The sequence below is a fragment of the Pedobacter jejuensis genome (assembly GCF_003725795.1).
GTDB classification, from domain to species: Bacteria; Bacteroidota; Bacteroidia; order Sphingobacteriales; family Sphingobacteriaceae; genus Pedobacter; species Pedobacter jejuensis.
The window spans coordinates 155,025-172,997 of the sequence record NZ_RBEE01000012.1 but is presented as its reverse complement, the minus strand read 5'-3'; the positions used below and the strand labels follow the sequence as shown (position 1 = coordinate 172,997).

The window sequence follows — 17,973 nt, the reverse complement described above, 5'->3', positions numbered from 1 at the left end:
GATAAAACTTTTAATAAGCTTTGATTGCTATGCACTAAAGAATATTTAATCACTTTATTTAATCTCCAAAATCCTAAAATCCAACAATCCTTAAAATCCTAGTCAAAACCTTTTACCTTATTTATTATCTTTGCCAGCATTATGGCTCAAAAGAATAACGACGAACAATTTAAAAATGTAATATCACACGCTAAAGAATACGGTTTCGTATTTCAAAGCAGCGAAATATACGATGGCTTAAGTGCCGTTTACGATTACGGCCAATTGGGTGCCGAATTGAAAAATAATATTAAATCGTACTGGTGGAAGGCCATGGTACAAATGCATGAAAACATTGTTGGAATTGATTCTGCAATTTTTATGCACCCAAAAGTTTGGAAAGCTAGCGGACATGTGGATGGTTTTAACGACCCGATGATTGATAATAAAGATTCGAAAAAACGTTACCGTGCCGACCAGTTACTAGAAAATAAAATTGATGAACTTTATGCTGAATTGGCTAATTTCTCGGCAGAAAACAAAGCTAAATTTGAAGAATTTCAACAAGAAATTTTAGGGTTGAGCGATGAAGGACAAGCAAGCTGGGTACCTAGTTTTAAAGATGAAGATGGTATCTTAGAAGTTGCTAAATATCCTTTTATTGAAGAGGCAAGCTGGAGATTTGTTAAGAAAGGTTTGGCACTCGAGGTAGAAATGAACCTTGCGCTAAAATCTGAAAACTTGGCACAACTTAAAGATTTAATCGTTGATTACAAGGTAATTTGCCCAATTTCAAAAACCTCTAACTGGACAGATGTTCGCCAGTTTAACCTGATGTTTAGTACACAGTTTGGCGCAATGGCTGAAGGTAGCGATGAAGTTTATCTTCGTCCGGAGACGGCACAAGGTATTTTTGTAAACTTTTTAAATGTTCAAAAATCGGGAAGAATGAAAATTCCTTTCGGTATTGCACAGATTGGTAAAGCATTTAGAAACGAAGTAATAGCCCGCCAGTTTATCATGCGTATGCGTGAATTTGAACAAATGGAAATGCAATTTTTCGTTCGCCCGGGTGAGGATAAAAAATGGTTTGAGTACTGGAAAGAAGCTCGTTTGAAATGGCATAAAGCTTTGGGCACTGCTCCAGAAAAATACCGTTACCACGACCATGTTAAATTAGCGCATTACGCTAACGCTGCAACAGACATTGAGTTCGAATTCCCGTTCGGATTTAAAGAAGTTGAAGGTATTCACAGCAGAACCGATTTCGATTTAACACAACATCAGGAGTTTTCTGGTAAGAAATTACAGTATTTCGATAACGATTTAAACGAAGATGGCAAGCCTTACGGCAACTATGTGCCATACGTTATTGAAACTTCAATTGGGTTAGACCGTATGTTTTTGCTTACAATGATTAATGCATTTGAGGAACAAGATTTAAGCACCGAGGATAAACAGGATAGCCGTACGTTATTGCGTTTACACCCGGCTTTAGCTCCTTACAAAGTAGCCGTTTTCCCTTTAACTAAAAAGGATGGTTTGCCAGAAAAGGCTCGAGAAATTATTGATACTTTGAAATTCGATTTCAATTGTATTTATGAAGAGAAAGATGCAATTGGTAAACGCTATCGCCGTCAGGATGCAATTGGAACACCTTTCTGTTTAACAATTGACCACCAAAGTTTGGAAGATAATACAGTTACCATCCGCCATCGCGATAGCATGGAACAGGAACGTGTTGCCATTGCCGATTTAGGCGATATTATTGGTAAAGCTGTTAGCTGGAAAACGCTTTTAACTTAAAAAATTCGTCATGCTGAAATTGGTTCAGCATCTATTAATAATATTATTTAGCCGCGGGTTTATAGCCAGCGGCTTTTTTTTGTGATTAAATATAATTTACCACCTTAGACACCTAGAACATTTAATTATTAACAAAAATAAAATTTCTTAATCCTTACATTTGATTAAATTTCAAACCATCAATATGAACATTCCTCAAAAATTCTTTGCTCGCCAACATGAAATTGCTGCAGATTATTTAAAAGAACTGGATAAACATCTTGATGACATTGTATCTGGCAGGGCAACTGAAATGTTTGAGGTTAGAGATTTCGCTGCATTATTACATGTCCATCCTACACATTTCAGCAACACTATAAAATCAGCAACCGGCCATTCACCTTGTTACTTTTTTGAAGAGCGGCTGATGGAAATTTCGAAATCAATGTTGCAAAATGTGAGTACGCCGATTGCAGAAATTGCCAGAACCTTAACGTACGACCCATCCAACTTCACCAAGTTTTTTAAACATTTTTCCGGTCAAACACCGAAACAATATCGGGAGGCCTATTTCCAGTCGTTAGTCCAAAAAAAGGAAATTGTCACCATATAAAACTTAAGTACTCACCATTTTTACTTAAGCTATCACCATTTTTACATCGGGTTTCCACATAACTTTGTTTATCAAATAAAAACAAAAATGGAAACACAAAATAAAATTGTTCTGGTAACCGGTGGCAGCCGTGGATTAGGAAAAAATGCCGCGATTCATTTAGCCAAAAAAGGCCTAAATGTTATACTTACCTATCAATCTAAAAAAACTGATGCAGATGAGACCGTTAAAGAACTGCAAGAAATTGGCGTAAATGCAGCCGCTTTACAGTTGGATGTGGCGAACAGCAAAACATTCGATGCCTTTTTTAGTGAAGTTGAATCCCTTCTAAAATCAGTTTTCAATGCTGATAAATTTGATTATCTGGTTAATAATGCAGGTATTGGCATCCATGCATCTTTTGCCGAAACTAGCGAAGAGCAATTCGATACTTTAGTAAATATTCAATATAAAGGTCCATTCTTTTTAACCCAAAAAGCATTGCCATTGATGAATGATGGTGGCGGAATTGTAAACGTTTCAAGCGGGTTGGCTCGTTTTGCTTTACCAGGTTATGCAGCTTATGCATCAATGAAAGGTGCTATGGAAACGTTAACCAAATACCAGGCAAAAGAACTTGGCGCAAGAGGTATTAATGTAAATATTGTTGCACCAGGTGCAATTGAAACCGATTTTGGGGGAGGAGCAGTGAGAGATAATGAAGGTTTAAATAAAATGATTGCATCACAAACGTCATTAGGTCGCGTAGGTTTACCTGATGATATTGGCCCGGTTGTGGCATTTCTTTGTACAGAAGAAGCCAGATGGATTAACGCACAACGCATTGAGGCTTCCGGCGGAATGTTTATCTAGTTTTCCTGGCTACCTGTATTGCCACATTGAGATTGTCGAAATGAATTTTCAATAAACTTGGTGTGGCAATATAAATTTTCAATTTTCTATCTATTAATCGGCATTCGATTCTTAAGCTTAATATTTTGCTGTTTTATCGGCGTATTGCTTGTACGATACGTCTTGCTGAATTTATTTCAGCATCTTTCCTGCAAATAAGACCCTGAAATAAATTCAAGGTGACGTAAACTAAAAAAAAAGCAGCTTATTAATAATGTGAAGGGTAATTAATAATCGAAATCAGGTTATGAAACAAACTATCTATATCATTGGAATTAGGAAATAAAACATTTTAATCGGCGTTATCCATTAAAACTTGTTAATGAATCGTTTTGCTATTTGTTTTCTTTTCTTAATTGTTGTTAATCTTGCAGTTTGTGCGCAAAGCTGGACAGATTCCGAATTTAAAAAGGCCAACACAGCAGGGAACGCTAATTATTTAACCAACGAAGAAAAAAACATCATTCTCTACATGAATTTAATTCGCATTGATGGAGAGAAATTCTATTATACTTTTCTGCAAGATTATATTGATAATTACAACGAAAAAGTTAAAAAATACCGCAACTACAATGACCTAAAGCTTACCAAAACCAATTCATATTATCTATCACTGCTTAAACAAATTAAAGTTAAAAATCTCCCGCTATTTTATCCTGATGAACAATTAGCTTCATTAAGCCGAGCGCATGCAACAGACTTAAACAAAAATAATTTAGATACGCATGAAAGTAGTAACGGTACTAAGTTTAGTCAACGTTTAGCTAAATATTTCCCAAATAAGCCAATGAGTGAGAATATAGATTTTGGATATTCAAATAGTCTGGATATTGTTTGTCACCTGTTGCTAGATTGTGGGGTTCCTGCTCTTGGTCACAGGTTAAACCTACTCGACCAAAAATATAAATTCAATACAGTTGGTGTAAGTATTCAGCGTCATCCATCTTATTCGTGGTGTGCCGTTATCGATTTTGTTGCGCAACCCATGTTTTCAGCCAATCGTATTCCATAAAATGATTTCTATTAAAGTTGTTTAAGAAACATTTTGTAAATACACACTTATTTGTTAGGTCAAAAAATTATCTTTGCCGATAAACTTTACAGACACTAAGCGTAGAGCATATTAACTTCATCCAACTGCCCAAAAAATTAGTACGCAAATGCGCAAAGCGATTTTAGCCTTTATAGATTTTTTTTACCCACCATTTAAAGGATTTATTTCTCAACACAACTTCAGGTATTTAGCAACTGGTGGGAGTACCTGGTTGTTAGGAAACGTAGTTTATTATCTTGCTTTCCATTATCTTTTTCATGCTGAAGATATTGATTTTAACCTTTTCTCATTAAAGAGAGAAACTGCCGCTTTAGCAGTAGATTTTTTGGTTGTAATACCTTACAGTTTTTTATTAAACAGGTATGTTATTTTTACACATAGTGAGGTTAAGGCACACATCCAGTTGCTCCGATTTTTAAATTTAAATCTCGTTAATATCTTGTTGACTTTTGCTATGCAGAAATTCTTCATCGAAATATTAGGTATCTATCCAACTGTTTCTAAGGTAGTTGTATCGGTATTGATTGCGGGTTTTAGCTATTTATATCAGCATTATTTTACATTTAGCGTAAAAAAAATCAAAAAATAGTTACGCAACATTACATAGGTATTTTATTTCTGTGGCAGGAAAACTTTAGTTCTCAAAACTATATTTACTTCACCCTGTTAATTTATAGAAGGGCTTTCTTGTTTAGGTAAATTCAACCACCTAACTTAGCACGCATCTAACTTTTTATAATACTGAATGAGCAATTTTAATGATTTTAATAATGCGCAGGTAGCAAAATTACCTAGGCATTTAAAGCAATTCATCGTTGCCCAAAATTACGAGAAATATACACCTGTAGATCAGGCCGTGTGGCGTTATGTTATGCGCCAGAATTATAGTTACTTGAAAAATGTAGCGTACTATCCATACATTAAGGGCTTACAAAGTGCTGGTTTAAGTATAGAATACATACCCGATTTGCAAACCATGAATGATAATCTTGGTAGAATAGGGTGGGGTGCTGTAACTGTTGACGGTTTTATACCACCTGCAGCTTTTATGGAATACCAGGCATATCGGGTTTTAGTAATTGCTGCAGATATACGCCAAATCAATCATATTGAATACACTCCAGCGCCAGATATCATTCATGAAAGTGCCGGTCATGCACCCATTATCGCAGATACCGATTACAACAATTACTTAAGTTATTTCGGCTCAATTGGTGCAAAAGCAATGTTCTCGGCAAAGGATTTTGAGCTTTATGAAGCCATTAGAAAATTATCTATTTTAAAAGAGGCGATAGATTCTGATGAAGTTCAAATTGCAAAAGCAGAAAAGGAACTTCGGTACATTAGCGAAAATATGGGCGAGCCTTCAGAAATGGCATTATTGGGTCGCTTACATTGGTGGACAGTAGAATATGGCTTGATAGGAACCTTGGAGAACCCAAAAATATACGGTGCCGGTTTACTTTCTTCCATTGGAGAAAGTGCATCATGTATGCAAAATGATGTAAAAAAACTGTGGTATAATATGTACACAGTTAATTACCCTTATGATATAACTAAAACACAGCCACAGCTTTTTGTTACCGAAACCTTTCAAAACCTTATCGATGTATTAGAGCAATTTGCTGATACTATGGCATTTAGGAGAGGTGGAACAGAAAGCATTATGAAAGCGATTAGTTGTAAAAATGTTGCAACTGCCGTTTACAGTTCTGGTTTACAAGTGAGTGGTGTTTTTACAGATGTTGGTGTTAGTGCAAATGATGATGTAACTTTTATCAAAACTACAGGTCCGTCGGCTTTGGCGTTTGAAGGAAAACAATTAGAAGGGCATGGCAAGGATTATCATAAAGATGGTTTTTCATCGCCAGTAGGTAAATTAAAAAGTGGTAATAAACCGTTTGAAGATTATTCCTTGGAAGAACTTAAAACCATCGGTATTTTTATAGGCGAAATTGCAGATTTAACATTTGAAAGCGGCATTAATGTTAAAGGTATCGTAAAAGATATTTTAATTAAAAATGATAAACTGATTTTAATTGCTTTTACAGATTGTACAGTAAAGGAAAGTAATGGGAATATATTATTTCAGCCAGATTGGGGTGTATATGATATGGCGATTGGTGAGAAAATAATTTCGGTTTTTAATGGGGCAGCTGATAAAGATGCGTATGAAGAAATCACTTTAATAAGTAATGCCAAAACACATAAAATTTCATACGATAAGAAAACGCTTGAACTACACAATCTATATAAAACCGTTAGAGAAATTAGAGCGGGTAGCCAAGGAATGGAGAAGTTAAATCAAATTTTTGAGCAATTAAAAACCAGCCATAGGCAGGATTGGCTATGCGCATTAGAAATTTTAGAACTTGTTTATCATAAAAAAATCTACCATCAATTCGAAAAGGAATTATTAATTTATTTGGAAATGAAAGCCGGACGAGAACCCGAACACACTAAATTAATTAATGATGGGTTACATGTTATTAAAAATCCTGTTTCGCAACTGATAATAGATTAATTAGAAATTAATTTTAATTGATTAAATTTGATTATGATAATAGAAATTCAAACACCTGTTACCAAAGAAAAGGTACAAGCTGCAATAAAAAAAATATCGGAAGGTTCTTCAAAAAAAACTTTGCGCAAACATTTTGGCAAGCTTCAACGCGGCTTGGACGGATTAAGTTATCAGAAAGAAATAAGAAATGAGTTTATTTAGTTTTGTTGCTGATACTAATTTTCTTATCAATGTACATGAGGGTTTAGAAAAGACAGAACCGTTTTTAGATGGCACTGCAATCGTTTCAGTAATTTCAGAGATTGAATTATTAGGTTGGCACTTACTTAATAAAAAAGATAAGTTAAGCCTAGAAGCCCTTTTAGCTGATTGTGTAATTATTGAACTAAACTCAGAAATAAAAAATATCGCAATAACTCTAAGGCAAAATTATAAAATAAAAACACCTGACGCTATCATAGCTGCAACCGCAAAGTTCCTACAAATGCCTTTAGTCACTTCCGATAAAGGTTTTGCTTCAGTAGCTGATATAGAATTAATATTGATTTAATCTAATTTCTTAGCGACTAAATACTAACCCCAAACAGATGAACATTATAATTACTGGCGCTAGCAGCGGTATAGGTTTTGAAACCGCTTTAGAGTTTAGCTTACATAACGATAATAAAATAGTAGCTATTGCCCGGTCTGCTGAAAAACTTCGCAAACTTTTAGAAATTGCTAGAAGTATCAATCCAGACTGTACACTTTTACCAGTAGAATTTGATATTGTAAACGATGACTATGCCGCATTGATTCCTTTCTTAAAAGAACGATTGGGCAGCATTGATATTTTGATAAACAATGCAGGCTCGCTCATAAACAAACCATTTTTAGAAACTACAGAAGAGGATTTGGGTGAGATGCTACAAAGCAATGTGATTTCGCATTTCCGAATGATACAAAATGCAATTCCTTTAATGCAAGCAGGGAGCCATATTGTTAATATTGGTAGTATGGGTGGTTTTCAAGGTAGCGTAAAATTTCCAGGTCTATCTGCCTATTCTGCGAGTAAGGCAGCTCTGCATACTTTAACCGAATGTTTAGCATTTGAGTTGGCTGATACAGGGATAAAAGTAAATTGTTTGGCATTAGGCTCGGCACAAACAGAAATGCTCGAAACTGCTTTTCCTGGATACCAAAGTCCGGTTATGGCTTTTGAAATGGGTAAATATGTAGCAGATTTTGCAAAAACTGGTCATAAATTTTTTAATGGCAAGATTTTGCCTGTAGCAGTTACTACTCCATAATTGAATAAAAATTATAAATTTCTATAAATTCTTCGTTATTTAGGGTATTGATAATCAATCAAATAATCAAACCCTATGGAAACAAACAATCCCTATCAAACAAATCCAATCCAAGTTGAAGATGGTAAAACGGCAAGTATAGTCAGCTACATTACAATTATTGGATGGTTAATTGCCTATTTTGCATTGCACAAAGACAAAAAAACTTCGTTAGGAAGTTTTCACCTTAAGCAATCTCTTTTAATCAATTTAATTTATGTTGGGTTGAACATCATTCAAAGGATTGTATTATTTGCTACGGCGTCACCTACATTGTACTATCTGTTCTCCATTCTATATGTAGTTTTATTTATATTATGGCTAATTGGTTTAATTGGCGCTATTCAAGGGCAAAAAAAACCAATCCCATTTATAGGAGAAAAAGCCGAAGCTATGTTCCCGAATATTTAAAAATTATAGTCTATTGTAAACTTATTGCCCAAAAACTTAAACGGTTTTTGGGCTTTACTTTTATACGATTTTTCAACAATCAACCCGTTTTAAAGAAAAATTTCTATCTTTGGCATCAACATATGAAGAAAATATTAATCGTAATTTCGTTTTTCATTTTGTCTGCTACTGCAGGAAAAGCACAAACAACACTACCCATTCAATACCAAGAATTAGTAAAAACTTTAGTTGCTAATCTTCCTAAAACCTCTGAGAAACCTCTAAAAATTTCTAATTCAACCAATTCTACGAGCCTTATCGATTTTGCAAAAAGTATGTTAGGTATTCCTTACCGATATGCAACAAGCAATCCAAAAGTTGGGTTTGATTGTTCTGGTTTTGTGAGTTATGTTTTTAGTAATTTTGGATTTAAAGTACCACGTTCTTCAAGAGAATTTAGCGCAACAGGAACCGAAACAAGCATTGAAAACGCTAAAGTTGGAGATGTTTTAATTTTTACCGGAAGCAACTCTAAAGTGAGGAGAATCGGTCATGTCGGTATCGTTTATTCAATTGATGATTCAGGGATAAAGTTCATTCACGCTTCTTCAGGTAAGGCTCATAGTGTAACCATAACAGAATTTAACGGTCATTATAAAAGCCGTTTTATGAAGATTGTGAGTATTCTGTAATCTTACTTTTTATACTTCCACATTCTAGTTTTACCTTCCGAAATCCATTCTACAGCTGTATCAAGGCGCTTTAGTCTGGTAGCTTCGGTTTTTGCATCTAACAACCATTCTACATATTCTTTTTTATTCGAATAACTAAAATTTTGGAAGGTTGCCATCGCTGCTGGATCTTCTTGAAGTGCATCTATAAAATATTGTGGAACTTCTAATTCCTTCGATGCGGATTTTTCTTTGGTCGGCAATTTTATTCCCGCTTCATTTAGCTCAATGGCTTGTTGTACGTAGGCAATTATGATATCATCATCGGGTAAATCTGCAAATGATTTAATTTCTCCTAACCAGCCCATAGCATCTGAACTTTTTTGGAATATATGATAGTCATCATTCATTAATGAAGCCTTCCAAAAGCCCATAACACAGTGATTTTTAAAGGCTGCAAAATGGCAAACAGTTCCTTTATATTCAAAAAAAGGCATGCTCCATTTTATTTTTTCTTCAATTCTGGTATCGGCTTGATGTATCAGTTTCCTTAAATGTTCTAAAATAGGAATAGCAAATTCTTTTGAATTCGAGATGTATTGATCTACGGCAGCAGTTGTATTCATTTTGGGTTGTTATACCTAAACTTAAATTAAAACTATTTTTAAAGCAAGCTCTATATCGCCGCTACTTAAATAAACCTTTGCCAATTCATGCAGTTCTCGCTCTCGGTTAAAAGCATCACCTATCGTGGCGTCTAAAACTTCTTTTACAGCTGGCAAATTGATTATTGAATCAACTTCTTCAATATTTGGCAACTTCTCTACGTTTCCTAATTTGCCCAAATCATTACCTGTTAATACGGTAGATAATCGGACGGATTTTGGTAAACTATCTATTCCAATACCCAGCGTAGTTAGTGGTTTTGCAACTTTAAATAAATTTTCTGAAGTAACACGGCAATACCAATCTCCTCCTAAACGGGCAACTAAATCTATCTTTTGCTGATCTATTTTTCCGTTTTCATCCAAGATTTGTTCGTTAATATGAATGAGTTTAATTTCGGCCAGAACTAAATTGCCGGCACCATGATTTTCACCCAAAGGGATAACCTCATTAATAACGCATTCAAATTGTACAGGTGCTTCGGCTACTCTTGGCGGACTAACAATTTCCGATTTTAACATCGTAAAACCTGCCTTTTCAAATTCATTCACACCCTTTGCATATTCAGTGCTAGCCAAACTCATTTGCTGAACCATGTCGTAATTCACAATATTAATTACGCATTCTTTTACTTGAAGAACATTCTCGAGTGTATGCTTTGTGGTATTATCGCGAACACGCCTAGCCGGAGAAAAAATGCAAATCGGTGGTTTGGTACTAAACATGTTAAAAAAGCTAAAAGGGCTTAAATTAACGTGGCCTTCACTATCAATTGTAGAAGCAAAGCATATTGGGCGAGGAGCAATAGCGTATTGTAAATAATCTTGCAATTGAACAGCAGATAAATCGGACGTTTTTAAGGTTAACATTATTTCTTCTTCAAACCTAAAATCGAAAATTCTGTATTTGCTTTTATAATGGTATTTGTTAGCGCACCTAAGCCTGTAATTTCCATTTCTACAACATCATCTGGTTGTAACCATTGGCTTTTATAATTCGGGTCGTTTAGCATGCCAGTACCATTTAACTCCAGAAAGCAACCTGTTCCAACAGTTCCTGAACCGATTACATCGCCCGGTAAAATATCAACTCCATAAGCACAACGTTCAATAATTTCGGCAAAAGTCCAATCCATATCAGCAGCATTTCCTTTTGACACTTCTATTCCATTTACACGACAAGTCATCTTTAAATTATAAGCATTGCCTGTGTGTCCATCTTTTGGGGCTACTTTATATTGTTCAAGTTCATCTGGCGTAACCAACCACGGCCCAATAACTGTAGAAAAATCTTTTCCTTTTGCCGGACCAAGATTTAACAGCATTTCTTCCATTTGCAGTGTCCTTGCACTCATATCATTCATAACCATAAACCCGGCAATATATTCATCAGCTTCTGCAGCGGTGATGTTTCTGCCTTTTTTACCAATTACTATGGCAAGTTCGAGTTCAAAATCTAGTTTTTCAAAATGGTCAGGCATGCATTCAATATCTCCTGTACCTTGAATGGCGTTATGATTAGTAAAATAAAATATTGGATATTCATCAAACTGCGGAATCATATCTACTTTTCTATTTCTGCGGGCGGCTGCTACATGCTGGCTGAAAGCGTAACCATCTCTACAGCTAGTAGGATGTGGAACCGGAGCCAAAATTTCATAAAAAATTTCTTCCTTCGCTTCCAAACTTCCATCTTTTATTTGGGTATCAACTTTTTTAGCTCTTTCCATTAACACATCACCTCCCTGTAAAAATTCATTCATGTTGTCGGGAAGTAATTTATCGCAGCTATTTAAGTTATAAATGTGGCCGTTTATATAAACGCCAAGATGCTCGCGGTCTTCGGTTTTGTATGATACTAATTTCATCTTTTTTAAATTTTATTTTTAGTATTCAGATGGAGCCGAAATAATTAAAATAAAAATTCTGATTATTTCGGGTTCGTATAATTTGGTTAAAATACGCTGTAAAGCTAATCAATAGCATTATATTAAAACTATGAATTATTTTTTTTTAAAAATCTAAAATCATCTTTTAAATAAATTGCTTACTTTAGCAACATCAAATCCATGATTTTAAAAGCATTACATATCAATCTTGTAAACGATGCAATTGCTGCACGTCGTTATAAAATGCTATCGAAATTAATCATGGCTCAATATTCTCTGTAATTTCTATTAATTGAAACGCATTGCCGTTTTAATTGTTCTTTCTTAAAGATTTTCTTCTAACCGTAACATAAATAATTATGCCTGTTTATCATAAATTGGGGCAAATTCCTGCAAAGCGACATACGGTTTTTCGTAAACCCGATGGAAATTTATACGCCGAGGAATTGGTTTCAACGGAAGGTTTTTCTAGCCTTTATTCACTTGTTTATCACTGCCATCCGCCAACAATTGTAAAGCATCTGGGTGAACCGTATAGCGTTGAGCCTAAAATTGCCAGAGAAAAACATTTAAAACATACCAGCTTAATTGGTTTTAAAATTAAGCCTGAGGATGATTATTTGCAAAGCCGTAAACCAGTTTTGGTGAACAGCGATTTACACATCGTTTTGGCTGCACCAAGAAAATCAATGACGGATTATTTCTATAAAAATAGTCAGGCTGATGAAATGATTTTTGTGCATGAAGGCTCCGGTAAACTAAAAACGGGTTTTGGAGAAATAAAATTTGCTTATGGCGATTATCTTATCATCCCCAGAGGTACTATTTATCAATTGGAGTTTGATACAGAAGAAAACCGATTGTTTATTGTAGAAAGTTTTAGTCCGCTAAGGCCACCTAAAAGATATTTAAATCAGTTTGGTCAGTTGATGGAACATTCGCCATATTGCGAACGTGATTTAAGATTGCCAGAAAATCTTCAAACGCATGATGAGTATGGAGATTTTAAGGTACTCATTAAAAAACAAGGACTAATTTATCCCTATACTTATGGTACACACCCATTTGATTATGTAGGTTGGGATGGTTATCACTATCCATACGCATTTTCGATACACGATTTTGAACCAATAACTGGCCGCTTACACCAACCGCCACCAGTTCATCAAACCTTTGAAGGACATAATTTCGTAGTATGTTCTTTTGTTCCCCGCAAGTACGATTACCATCCAGATTCTATCCCTGCGCCATACAACCACAGCAATGTGGATAGTGATGAGGTGCTTTATTATGTTGATGGTGATTTTATGAGTAGAAAAAGCGTAGTAAAAGGTCAGATTACGCTCCATCCTGGAGGTATTCCTCACGGACCGCATCCGGGTACAGTAGAGAAATCTATCGGTAAAGAAAAAACAGATGAACTTGCTGTAATGATTGATCCATTTAAACCATTAATGCTAACGCAAGATGCTTTGGATATCGAGGATGAAAACTATCATAAAAGTTGGCAGGTTAATGTGGAATAGTACCAGGATTAATAAGATTTTAGGATTATATGGGGTAGTACAAGGATAAATAAGATTTTAGGATTATAAGATTAAGGTGATAAAACAGTGCTATTAGGATTAAATCGATTCAAGGATTTATAGGTTGAGGTAATAAAACAAATTATCAGATTAATTGAATTAAGCATTTATAGAATTGAAGTGTTAAAACATTTCAATTTTAAACATTCAAACTTTACAACAAATACAAAATGGAAACACTAACATTTGCAGAAAAAATATCGAAGGCACAAGATTTTCTGCCAATAAATGGAACAGATTATATAGAATTTTATGTTGGCAATGCTAAGCAGGCGGCTCACTATTATAAAACTGCTTTTGGCTTTCAAAGCTTAGCTTATGCAGGTCCGGAAACTGGTGTTAGAGATAGGGCATCTTATGTTTTGCAACAAGGAAAAATCAGATTGATTTTAACAACAGCATTAAAATCAGAGCATCCTATTTCTGAGCATGTTAAAAAACATGGTGATGGTGTTAAAGTTTTGGCACTTTGGGTTGATGACGCTTATAGTGCTTTTGAAGAAACCACAAAAAGAGGTGCTAAACCTTACCAAGAGCCACAAACATTAACCGATGAATTTGGTGAAGTTAAGTTAAGTGGAATTTACACTTATGGTGAAACCGTTCACATGTTTGTTGAGCGAAAAAATTACTCTGGTGCATTTTTACCAGGTTATCGGGTTTGGGAAAGTGATTATCAGCCAAGTGATGCAGGTTTGTTATACGTAGATCATTGTGTAGGGAATGTTGGATGGAACCGTATGAATGAAGCCGTGAAATGGTACGAAGATGTGATGGGTTTCGTAAATATTTTATCGTTTGATGATAAACAAATTAATACCGAATATTCTGCATTAATGAGTAAGGTGATGAGTAATGGAAACGGATTTTCTAAATTCCCGATTAATGAACCTGCTGAAGGCAAGAAGAAATCGCAAATTGAAGAGTATTTAGAATATTATGAAGGTGAAGGCGTTCAGCATATTGCAGTTGCAACAAAAGATATAGTTCAAACCGTTAAAGAATTAAAATCTAGAGGAGTTGAATTTTTAAGTGCGCCACCAGAAGCTTATTACGATATGATGCCGCAACGTGTTGGTAAGATTGATGAAGAAATTAAAATTTTAGAAGATTTAGGTATTTTGGTTGATTGCGATGAGGAAGGTTATTTATTGCAAATCTTTACTAAACCAATTGAAGACAGACCTACATTGTTCTTCGAAATTATTCAACGAAAAGGTGCACAAAGTTTTGGAGCAGGAAATTTTAAAGCGTTATTTGAATCTTTAGAACGCGAGCAAGAGCTGAGAGGAAATTTATAAATTAATTTTGCTATAGAAACGCAGATTTTCATGTAAATCAAATTTTTCTTCTGTGTTTTCAGTGTTTCTTTGGCAAAAGATGTACCTGTAAAAAAAATATGCCACAGAAACGCAGATTTTCACGGAGCATTTTCATCCTGGAATCTTTGTTTTTGTGGCAAAATTTATATTCGCTAAAATAGGTAGTTTATAAAACTTCTCCCAAATGTTTATAGTTTGATTTAATTGTATCAAACACTTCATTCATTTTTCCACCAAGCATCAATTTAGCCATAGATTCTGTCATGCCTTTAATTTGAGCCCATTCAATTTTTGGGGGCATTGCCAAGGCGTTAGGGTTTGTCATAATATTCAGCAATACCGGACCATTATCTGCAAAAGCATTTGCAATTGCATTTTCTACATCATCAGGGTTTGATATGGTTAATCCTTTAAAACCCATTGCTTGCGCAACCAAAGCAAAATCAGGGTTTACCATATCTGTTTCGCTATCAGGTAAACCATCTACTTCCATTTCTAATTTCACCATTCCTAATGCTCTATTATTGAAAACAATTAATTTTATGGGTAAATTGTATTGTTTAATGGTTGCTAAATCGCCCAAAAGCATTGATAATCCACCATCGCCACAAAGTGCAATTACTTGCTTTTCTGGATGAGATAATGCTGCACCAATAGCCATAGGCATTGCGTTAGCCATAGAGCCATGATTAAAAGAACCTAGCATTTTTCGCTCGCCTGTTGCCTCTATAAATCGAGCACCCCAAACACAGCACATTCCGGTATCAACCGTAAAAATTGCATCTTTATTGGCTAATCTATTTATGGTTTCAGCAACAAATTCTGGTTGAATTTTATCTTCCTCCCCATTATCTTTAACATAAACCTGTTGATTCTCTTTTACCTTTTTATAAAAATCAAGTTGTGCATTTAAATAACTACTATCCTGTTTTTCATCTAGCAACGGTAATAATGCTTGTATCGAATCAGAAATATTGCCACATAAACCCATTGTAAGTTTTGCTCTTCTGCCTAACCGTTCAGGTTTTTCATCAATTTGGATAATCTTATTTTTTACCGGCATAAAATTAACATAGGGAAAATCCGTTCCCAACAGCAGGATAACATCTGCTTCATGCATGGCATGATAACCTGATGGTTGACCTAAAAGCCCAGTCATTCCTACTTCATAAGGATTGCTATACTGAATGCCCATTTTTCCACGGAAAGAAAATCCTACAGGTGCTTTTAATTTAGCAGCTAACGCCACAACTTCATCATGTGCATCGGCGGCACCGATTCCGCAATACAGCATTACCTTCTTTTCTGAATTAAGAATTTTAGACAATTCTACCAATTCATCATCAGCCGGGCGGATTACCGGATTATTTCTGAAAAGCTGCATGGAGGTTGTACTTTCTACGGCATCCAGTTCTGCAACATCTCCAGGTAAACCAAACACGGCCACACCTTTTTTATGGATAGCATGCTGCATAGCCGTTTGAAACATTCTTGGAGCTTGTTCTGCCGTTGTAGCAACCTGATTGTAATAACTACAATCATCAAATAACTTTATGGTATTGGTTTCCTGGAAGAAATCTGTACCAAACTCAGTTGTTGGTATGGTAGAAGCGATGGCAATTACTGGTACATGAGAACGGTGTGCATCATACAACCCATTAATTAAATGTACATGCCCTGGACCGCAACTACCTGCACAGCAGGCAATTCCATCAAGCTCACTTTCTGCAGCTGCAGCAAATGCACCTGCTTCTTCGTTACGAACATGAATCCATTTAATGTTGCCATTTCTTCTTACAGCATCATTAAAATAATTAAGGCTATCGCCAGTAACAGCGTATATTCTTTTTACGCCAACTTCAACCAGCATTTCCACCAATTGCTCTGCAACATTTTTACCCATAACAATAAGTTTAAAATTAGGGCCTAAACAATATGATTAAACCTTAATTTATAAATAGAAAAACAGAGTTTATTGTTTTGCGGGATTGGATTATTAGAACACTTAATTAAAATCCTGACTTACATCAGACGAATAGTCTTGAAAGGTTTAAACAATAAATTGTACAACACACTTCTTCACTAAAACTTCATAATTGAAACGCACCTTTGAAATAACAAAACACAAGAAGCGATTTCCGTTTTGTTAAATTCTAAAAACTCATAATTAGTTTTTTAGTTTTCCGGTTACCCTTATCTGATACCTCATGTATTGCAAAATACATGAGGTTTTTTTGTGCCAATCATTAATTGATCATAACCAATATAAATCAAACTAACCCAACTTTTGCCGTTTAATTAAATATGCCTGCAAAATCGGATAAAAGCCTTCATTAATGTCTGCATCAATTAAATCAATTTTATATTGAGCACATTTTAACGCAATCTGTTGTCGGTAATTAGATACAGCGGCTTTGTAAGTTTCCTTTACCTGATTGGTGTGAACTTTAATCATTTCTCCAGTCTCCATATCTATAAATTGATGTGGGCGATTGTCGAAATTAAAATCTACTTCTTTTGATTTATCAACCACATTGAAAACTACAACTTCATGCTTATTAAACTTTAGATGTTGCAAAGCATCAAAAAAATCATCAGTGTTATTGCTTTGTGCGTTGAACAAATCGCTAAAAATTATTACTAGCGAACGTTTATGAATAAATTCAGAAACCTGGTGCAAAGCTTCACTTAAATTGGTTTTAGCATTTACTTTCGGTTTTTGCAGTAAGTTTTCAAGCTGGCTGAATAAATATTTTTGATGAACAGTTGTTGATTTTGCAGGCGAATTCATCAAAATTTCTTCGGCAAATAAACTTAAGCCGAAGGCATCTCTTTGTTTCTTTAGCAAATACATTAAAGATGCTGAAGCCTGAATGGAAAAAGTGAGTTTGTTATTTTTAGGCTCAGGAAAATACATTGAAGATGAAACATCTATCACAAATTGACAACGCAAGTTTGTTTCTTCTTCAAATCTTTTACTGTAAAGTTTATCCGTTTTGGCAAATAATTTCCAATCGATATTTTTAACGTTATCTCCGGTATTGTATTGGCGATGCTCAGCAAATTCGACAGAAAAACCATGAAAAGGGCTTTTATGCAAACCTGTTATAAAACCTTCTACCACCTGCTGAGCTAGTAATTCTAAATTGCCGTAACTGGTTTCGTTTTCATAATTAATTGCCTGCATACTGTAAAGCTAATAAAAAACATTAACTGTTAAAAAATGGCGATTTAATTATTGCTTGATGTACCGTTAGGTAATTTTTGATGGTGAAA

Annotated in this window: 18 protein-coding genes; 13 read left to right on the top strand and 5 right to left on the bottom strand. The window is 34.9% G+C overall.

Annotation, left to right across the window (positions count from 1 at the left end; translation table 11 throughout):
• Positions 1–141: 141 nt before the first annotated feature.
• From D7004_RS08315 to D7004_RS08270, 11 genes are all read left to right on the top strand, one after another.
• Complete coding sequence (locus D7004_RS08315; RefSeq protein ID WP_123205419.1) at positions 142–1,785, top strand: glycine--tRNA ligase; 1,644 nt, start codon at positions 142–144, stop codon at positions 1,783–1,785.
• Between the two features lie 184 nt (positions 1,786–1,969).
• Positions 1,970–2,377, top strand: a complete 408-nt coding sequence (locus D7004_RS08310; RefSeq protein WP_123205418.1) for a helix-turn-helix domain-containing protein — start codon at positions 1,970–1,972, stop codon at positions 2,375–2,377.
• Positions 2,378–2,464: 87 nt separating this feature from the next.
• A complete protein-coding gene (locus D7004_RS08305) occupies positions 2,465–3,229 on the top strand; it encodes an SDR family NAD(P)-dependent oxidoreductase (RefSeq protein WP_123205417.1) in 765 nt (254 codons plus the stop codon).
• A gap of 361 nt (positions 3,230–3,590) precedes the next feature.
• On the top strand, positions 3,591–4,280 hold the full coding sequence (locus D7004_RS08300; RefSeq protein WP_123205416.1) for a CAP domain-containing protein: 690 nt from the start codon (positions 3,591–3,593) through the stop codon (positions 4,278–4,280).
• Between the two features lie 148 nt (positions 4,281–4,428).
• The gene (locus D7004_RS08295) at positions 4,429–4,911 is read left to right on the top strand and encodes a GtrA family protein (protein ID WP_123205415.1); all 483 of its coding nucleotides are present in this window, start codon (positions 4,429–4,431) and stop codon (positions 4,909–4,911) included.
• A gap of 156 nt (positions 4,912–5,067) precedes the next feature.
• Positions 5,068–6,846, top strand: coding sequence for an aromatic amino acid hydroxylase (locus D7004_RS08290; protein WP_123205414.1), 1,779 nt, complete (start codon positions 5,068–5,070; stop codon positions 6,844–6,846).
• Between the two features lie 33 nt (positions 6,847–6,879).
• On the top strand, positions 6,880–7,047 hold the full coding sequence (locus D7004_RS20630) for a hypothetical protein (RefSeq protein WP_167459451.1): 168 nt from the start codon (positions 6,880–6,882) through the stop codon (positions 7,045–7,047).
• Positions 7,034–7,396 carry a type II toxin-antitoxin system VapC family toxin gene (locus D7004_RS08285; RefSeq protein WP_123205413.1) on the top strand — a complete coding sequence of 121 codons (363 nt, stop codon included), beginning with the start codon at positions 7,034–7,036 and terminating at the stop codon, positions 7,394–7,396. The genes D7004_RS20630 and D7004_RS08285 overlap by 14 nt, the downstream gene beginning before the upstream one ends.
• A gap of 37 nt (positions 7,397–7,433) precedes the next feature.
• A complete protein-coding gene (locus tag D7004_RS08280; protein ID WP_123205412.1) occupies positions 7,434–8,135 on the top strand; it encodes an SDR family oxidoreductase in 702 nt (233 codons plus the stop codon).
• A gap of 75 nt (positions 8,136–8,210) precedes the next feature.
• Positions 8,211–8,585 (top strand): DUF4870 domain-containing protein, encoded by a 375-nt coding sequence (locus tag D7004_RS08275; RefSeq protein ID WP_123205411.1) that lies wholly within the window; start codon positions 8,211–8,213, stop codon positions 8,583–8,585.
• A gap of 122 nt (positions 8,586–8,707) precedes the next feature.
• Positions 8,708–9,256, top strand: a complete 549-nt coding sequence (locus tag D7004_RS08270) for a C40 family peptidase (protein ID WP_123205410.1) — start codon at positions 8,708–8,710, stop codon at positions 9,254–9,256.
• A gap of 2 nt (positions 9,257–9,258) precedes the next feature.
• Here D7004_RS08270 and D7004_RS08265 read toward each other — a convergent pair whose 3' ends face one another.
• Genes D7004_RS08265 through D7004_RS08255 form a run of 3 tightly spaced genes read right to left on the bottom strand, consistent with a single transcriptional unit; the run spans position 9,259 to position 11,768 of the window.
• Entirely contained in the window at positions 9,259–9,861 is a 603-nt protein-coding gene (locus tag D7004_RS08265) for a YdeI/OmpD-associated family protein (protein WP_123205409.1), read from the bottom strand.
• Positions 9,862–9,882: 21 nt separating this feature from the next.
• A complete protein-coding gene (locus D7004_RS08260; protein ID WP_123205408.1) occupies positions 9,883–10,770 on the bottom strand; it encodes a flavin reductase family protein in 888 nt (295 codons plus the stop codon).
• Positions 10,770–11,768: a fumarylacetoacetate hydrolase family protein gene (locus D7004_RS08255; protein ID WP_123205407.1), complete on the bottom strand. Its 999-nt coding sequence runs from the start codon at positions 11,766–11,768 to the stop codon at positions 10,770–10,772. The genes D7004_RS08260 and D7004_RS08255 overlap by 1 nt, the downstream gene beginning before the upstream one ends.
• 380 nt (positions 11,769–12,148) lie before the next feature.
• On the opposite strand from D7004_RS08255, the gene D7004_RS08250 reads away from it, so the two are divergent.
• On the top strand, positions 12,149–13,315 hold the full coding sequence (locus tag D7004_RS08250) for a homogentisate 1,2-dioxygenase (RefSeq protein WP_123205406.1): 1,167 nt from the start codon (positions 12,149–12,151) through the stop codon (positions 13,313–13,315).
• A 230-nt stretch (positions 13,316–13,545) separates the two neighbouring features.
• Positions 13,546–14,676, top strand: coding sequence for a 4-hydroxyphenylpyruvate dioxygenase (gene hppD / locus D7004_RS08245; RefSeq protein WP_123205405.1), 1,131 nt, complete (start codon positions 13,546–13,548; stop codon positions 14,674–14,676).
• A gap of 187 nt (positions 14,677–14,863) precedes the next feature.
• Here the strand turns inward: hppD and D7004_RS08240 are convergent, their stop codons facing one another.
• The gene (locus D7004_RS08240) at positions 14,864–16,600 is read right to left on the bottom strand and encodes a thiamine pyrophosphate-dependent enzyme (RefSeq protein WP_123205404.1); all 1,737 of its coding nucleotides are present in this window, start codon (positions 16,598–16,600) and stop codon (positions 14,864–14,866) included.
• Positions 16,601–16,972: 372 nt separating this feature from the next.
• Positions 16,973–17,884, bottom strand: coding sequence for a DUF58 domain-containing protein (locus D7004_RS08235; protein ID WP_123205403.1), 912 nt, complete (start codon positions 17,882–17,884; stop codon positions 16,973–16,975).
• Between the last annotated feature and the right edge of the window lie 89 nt (positions 17,885–17,973).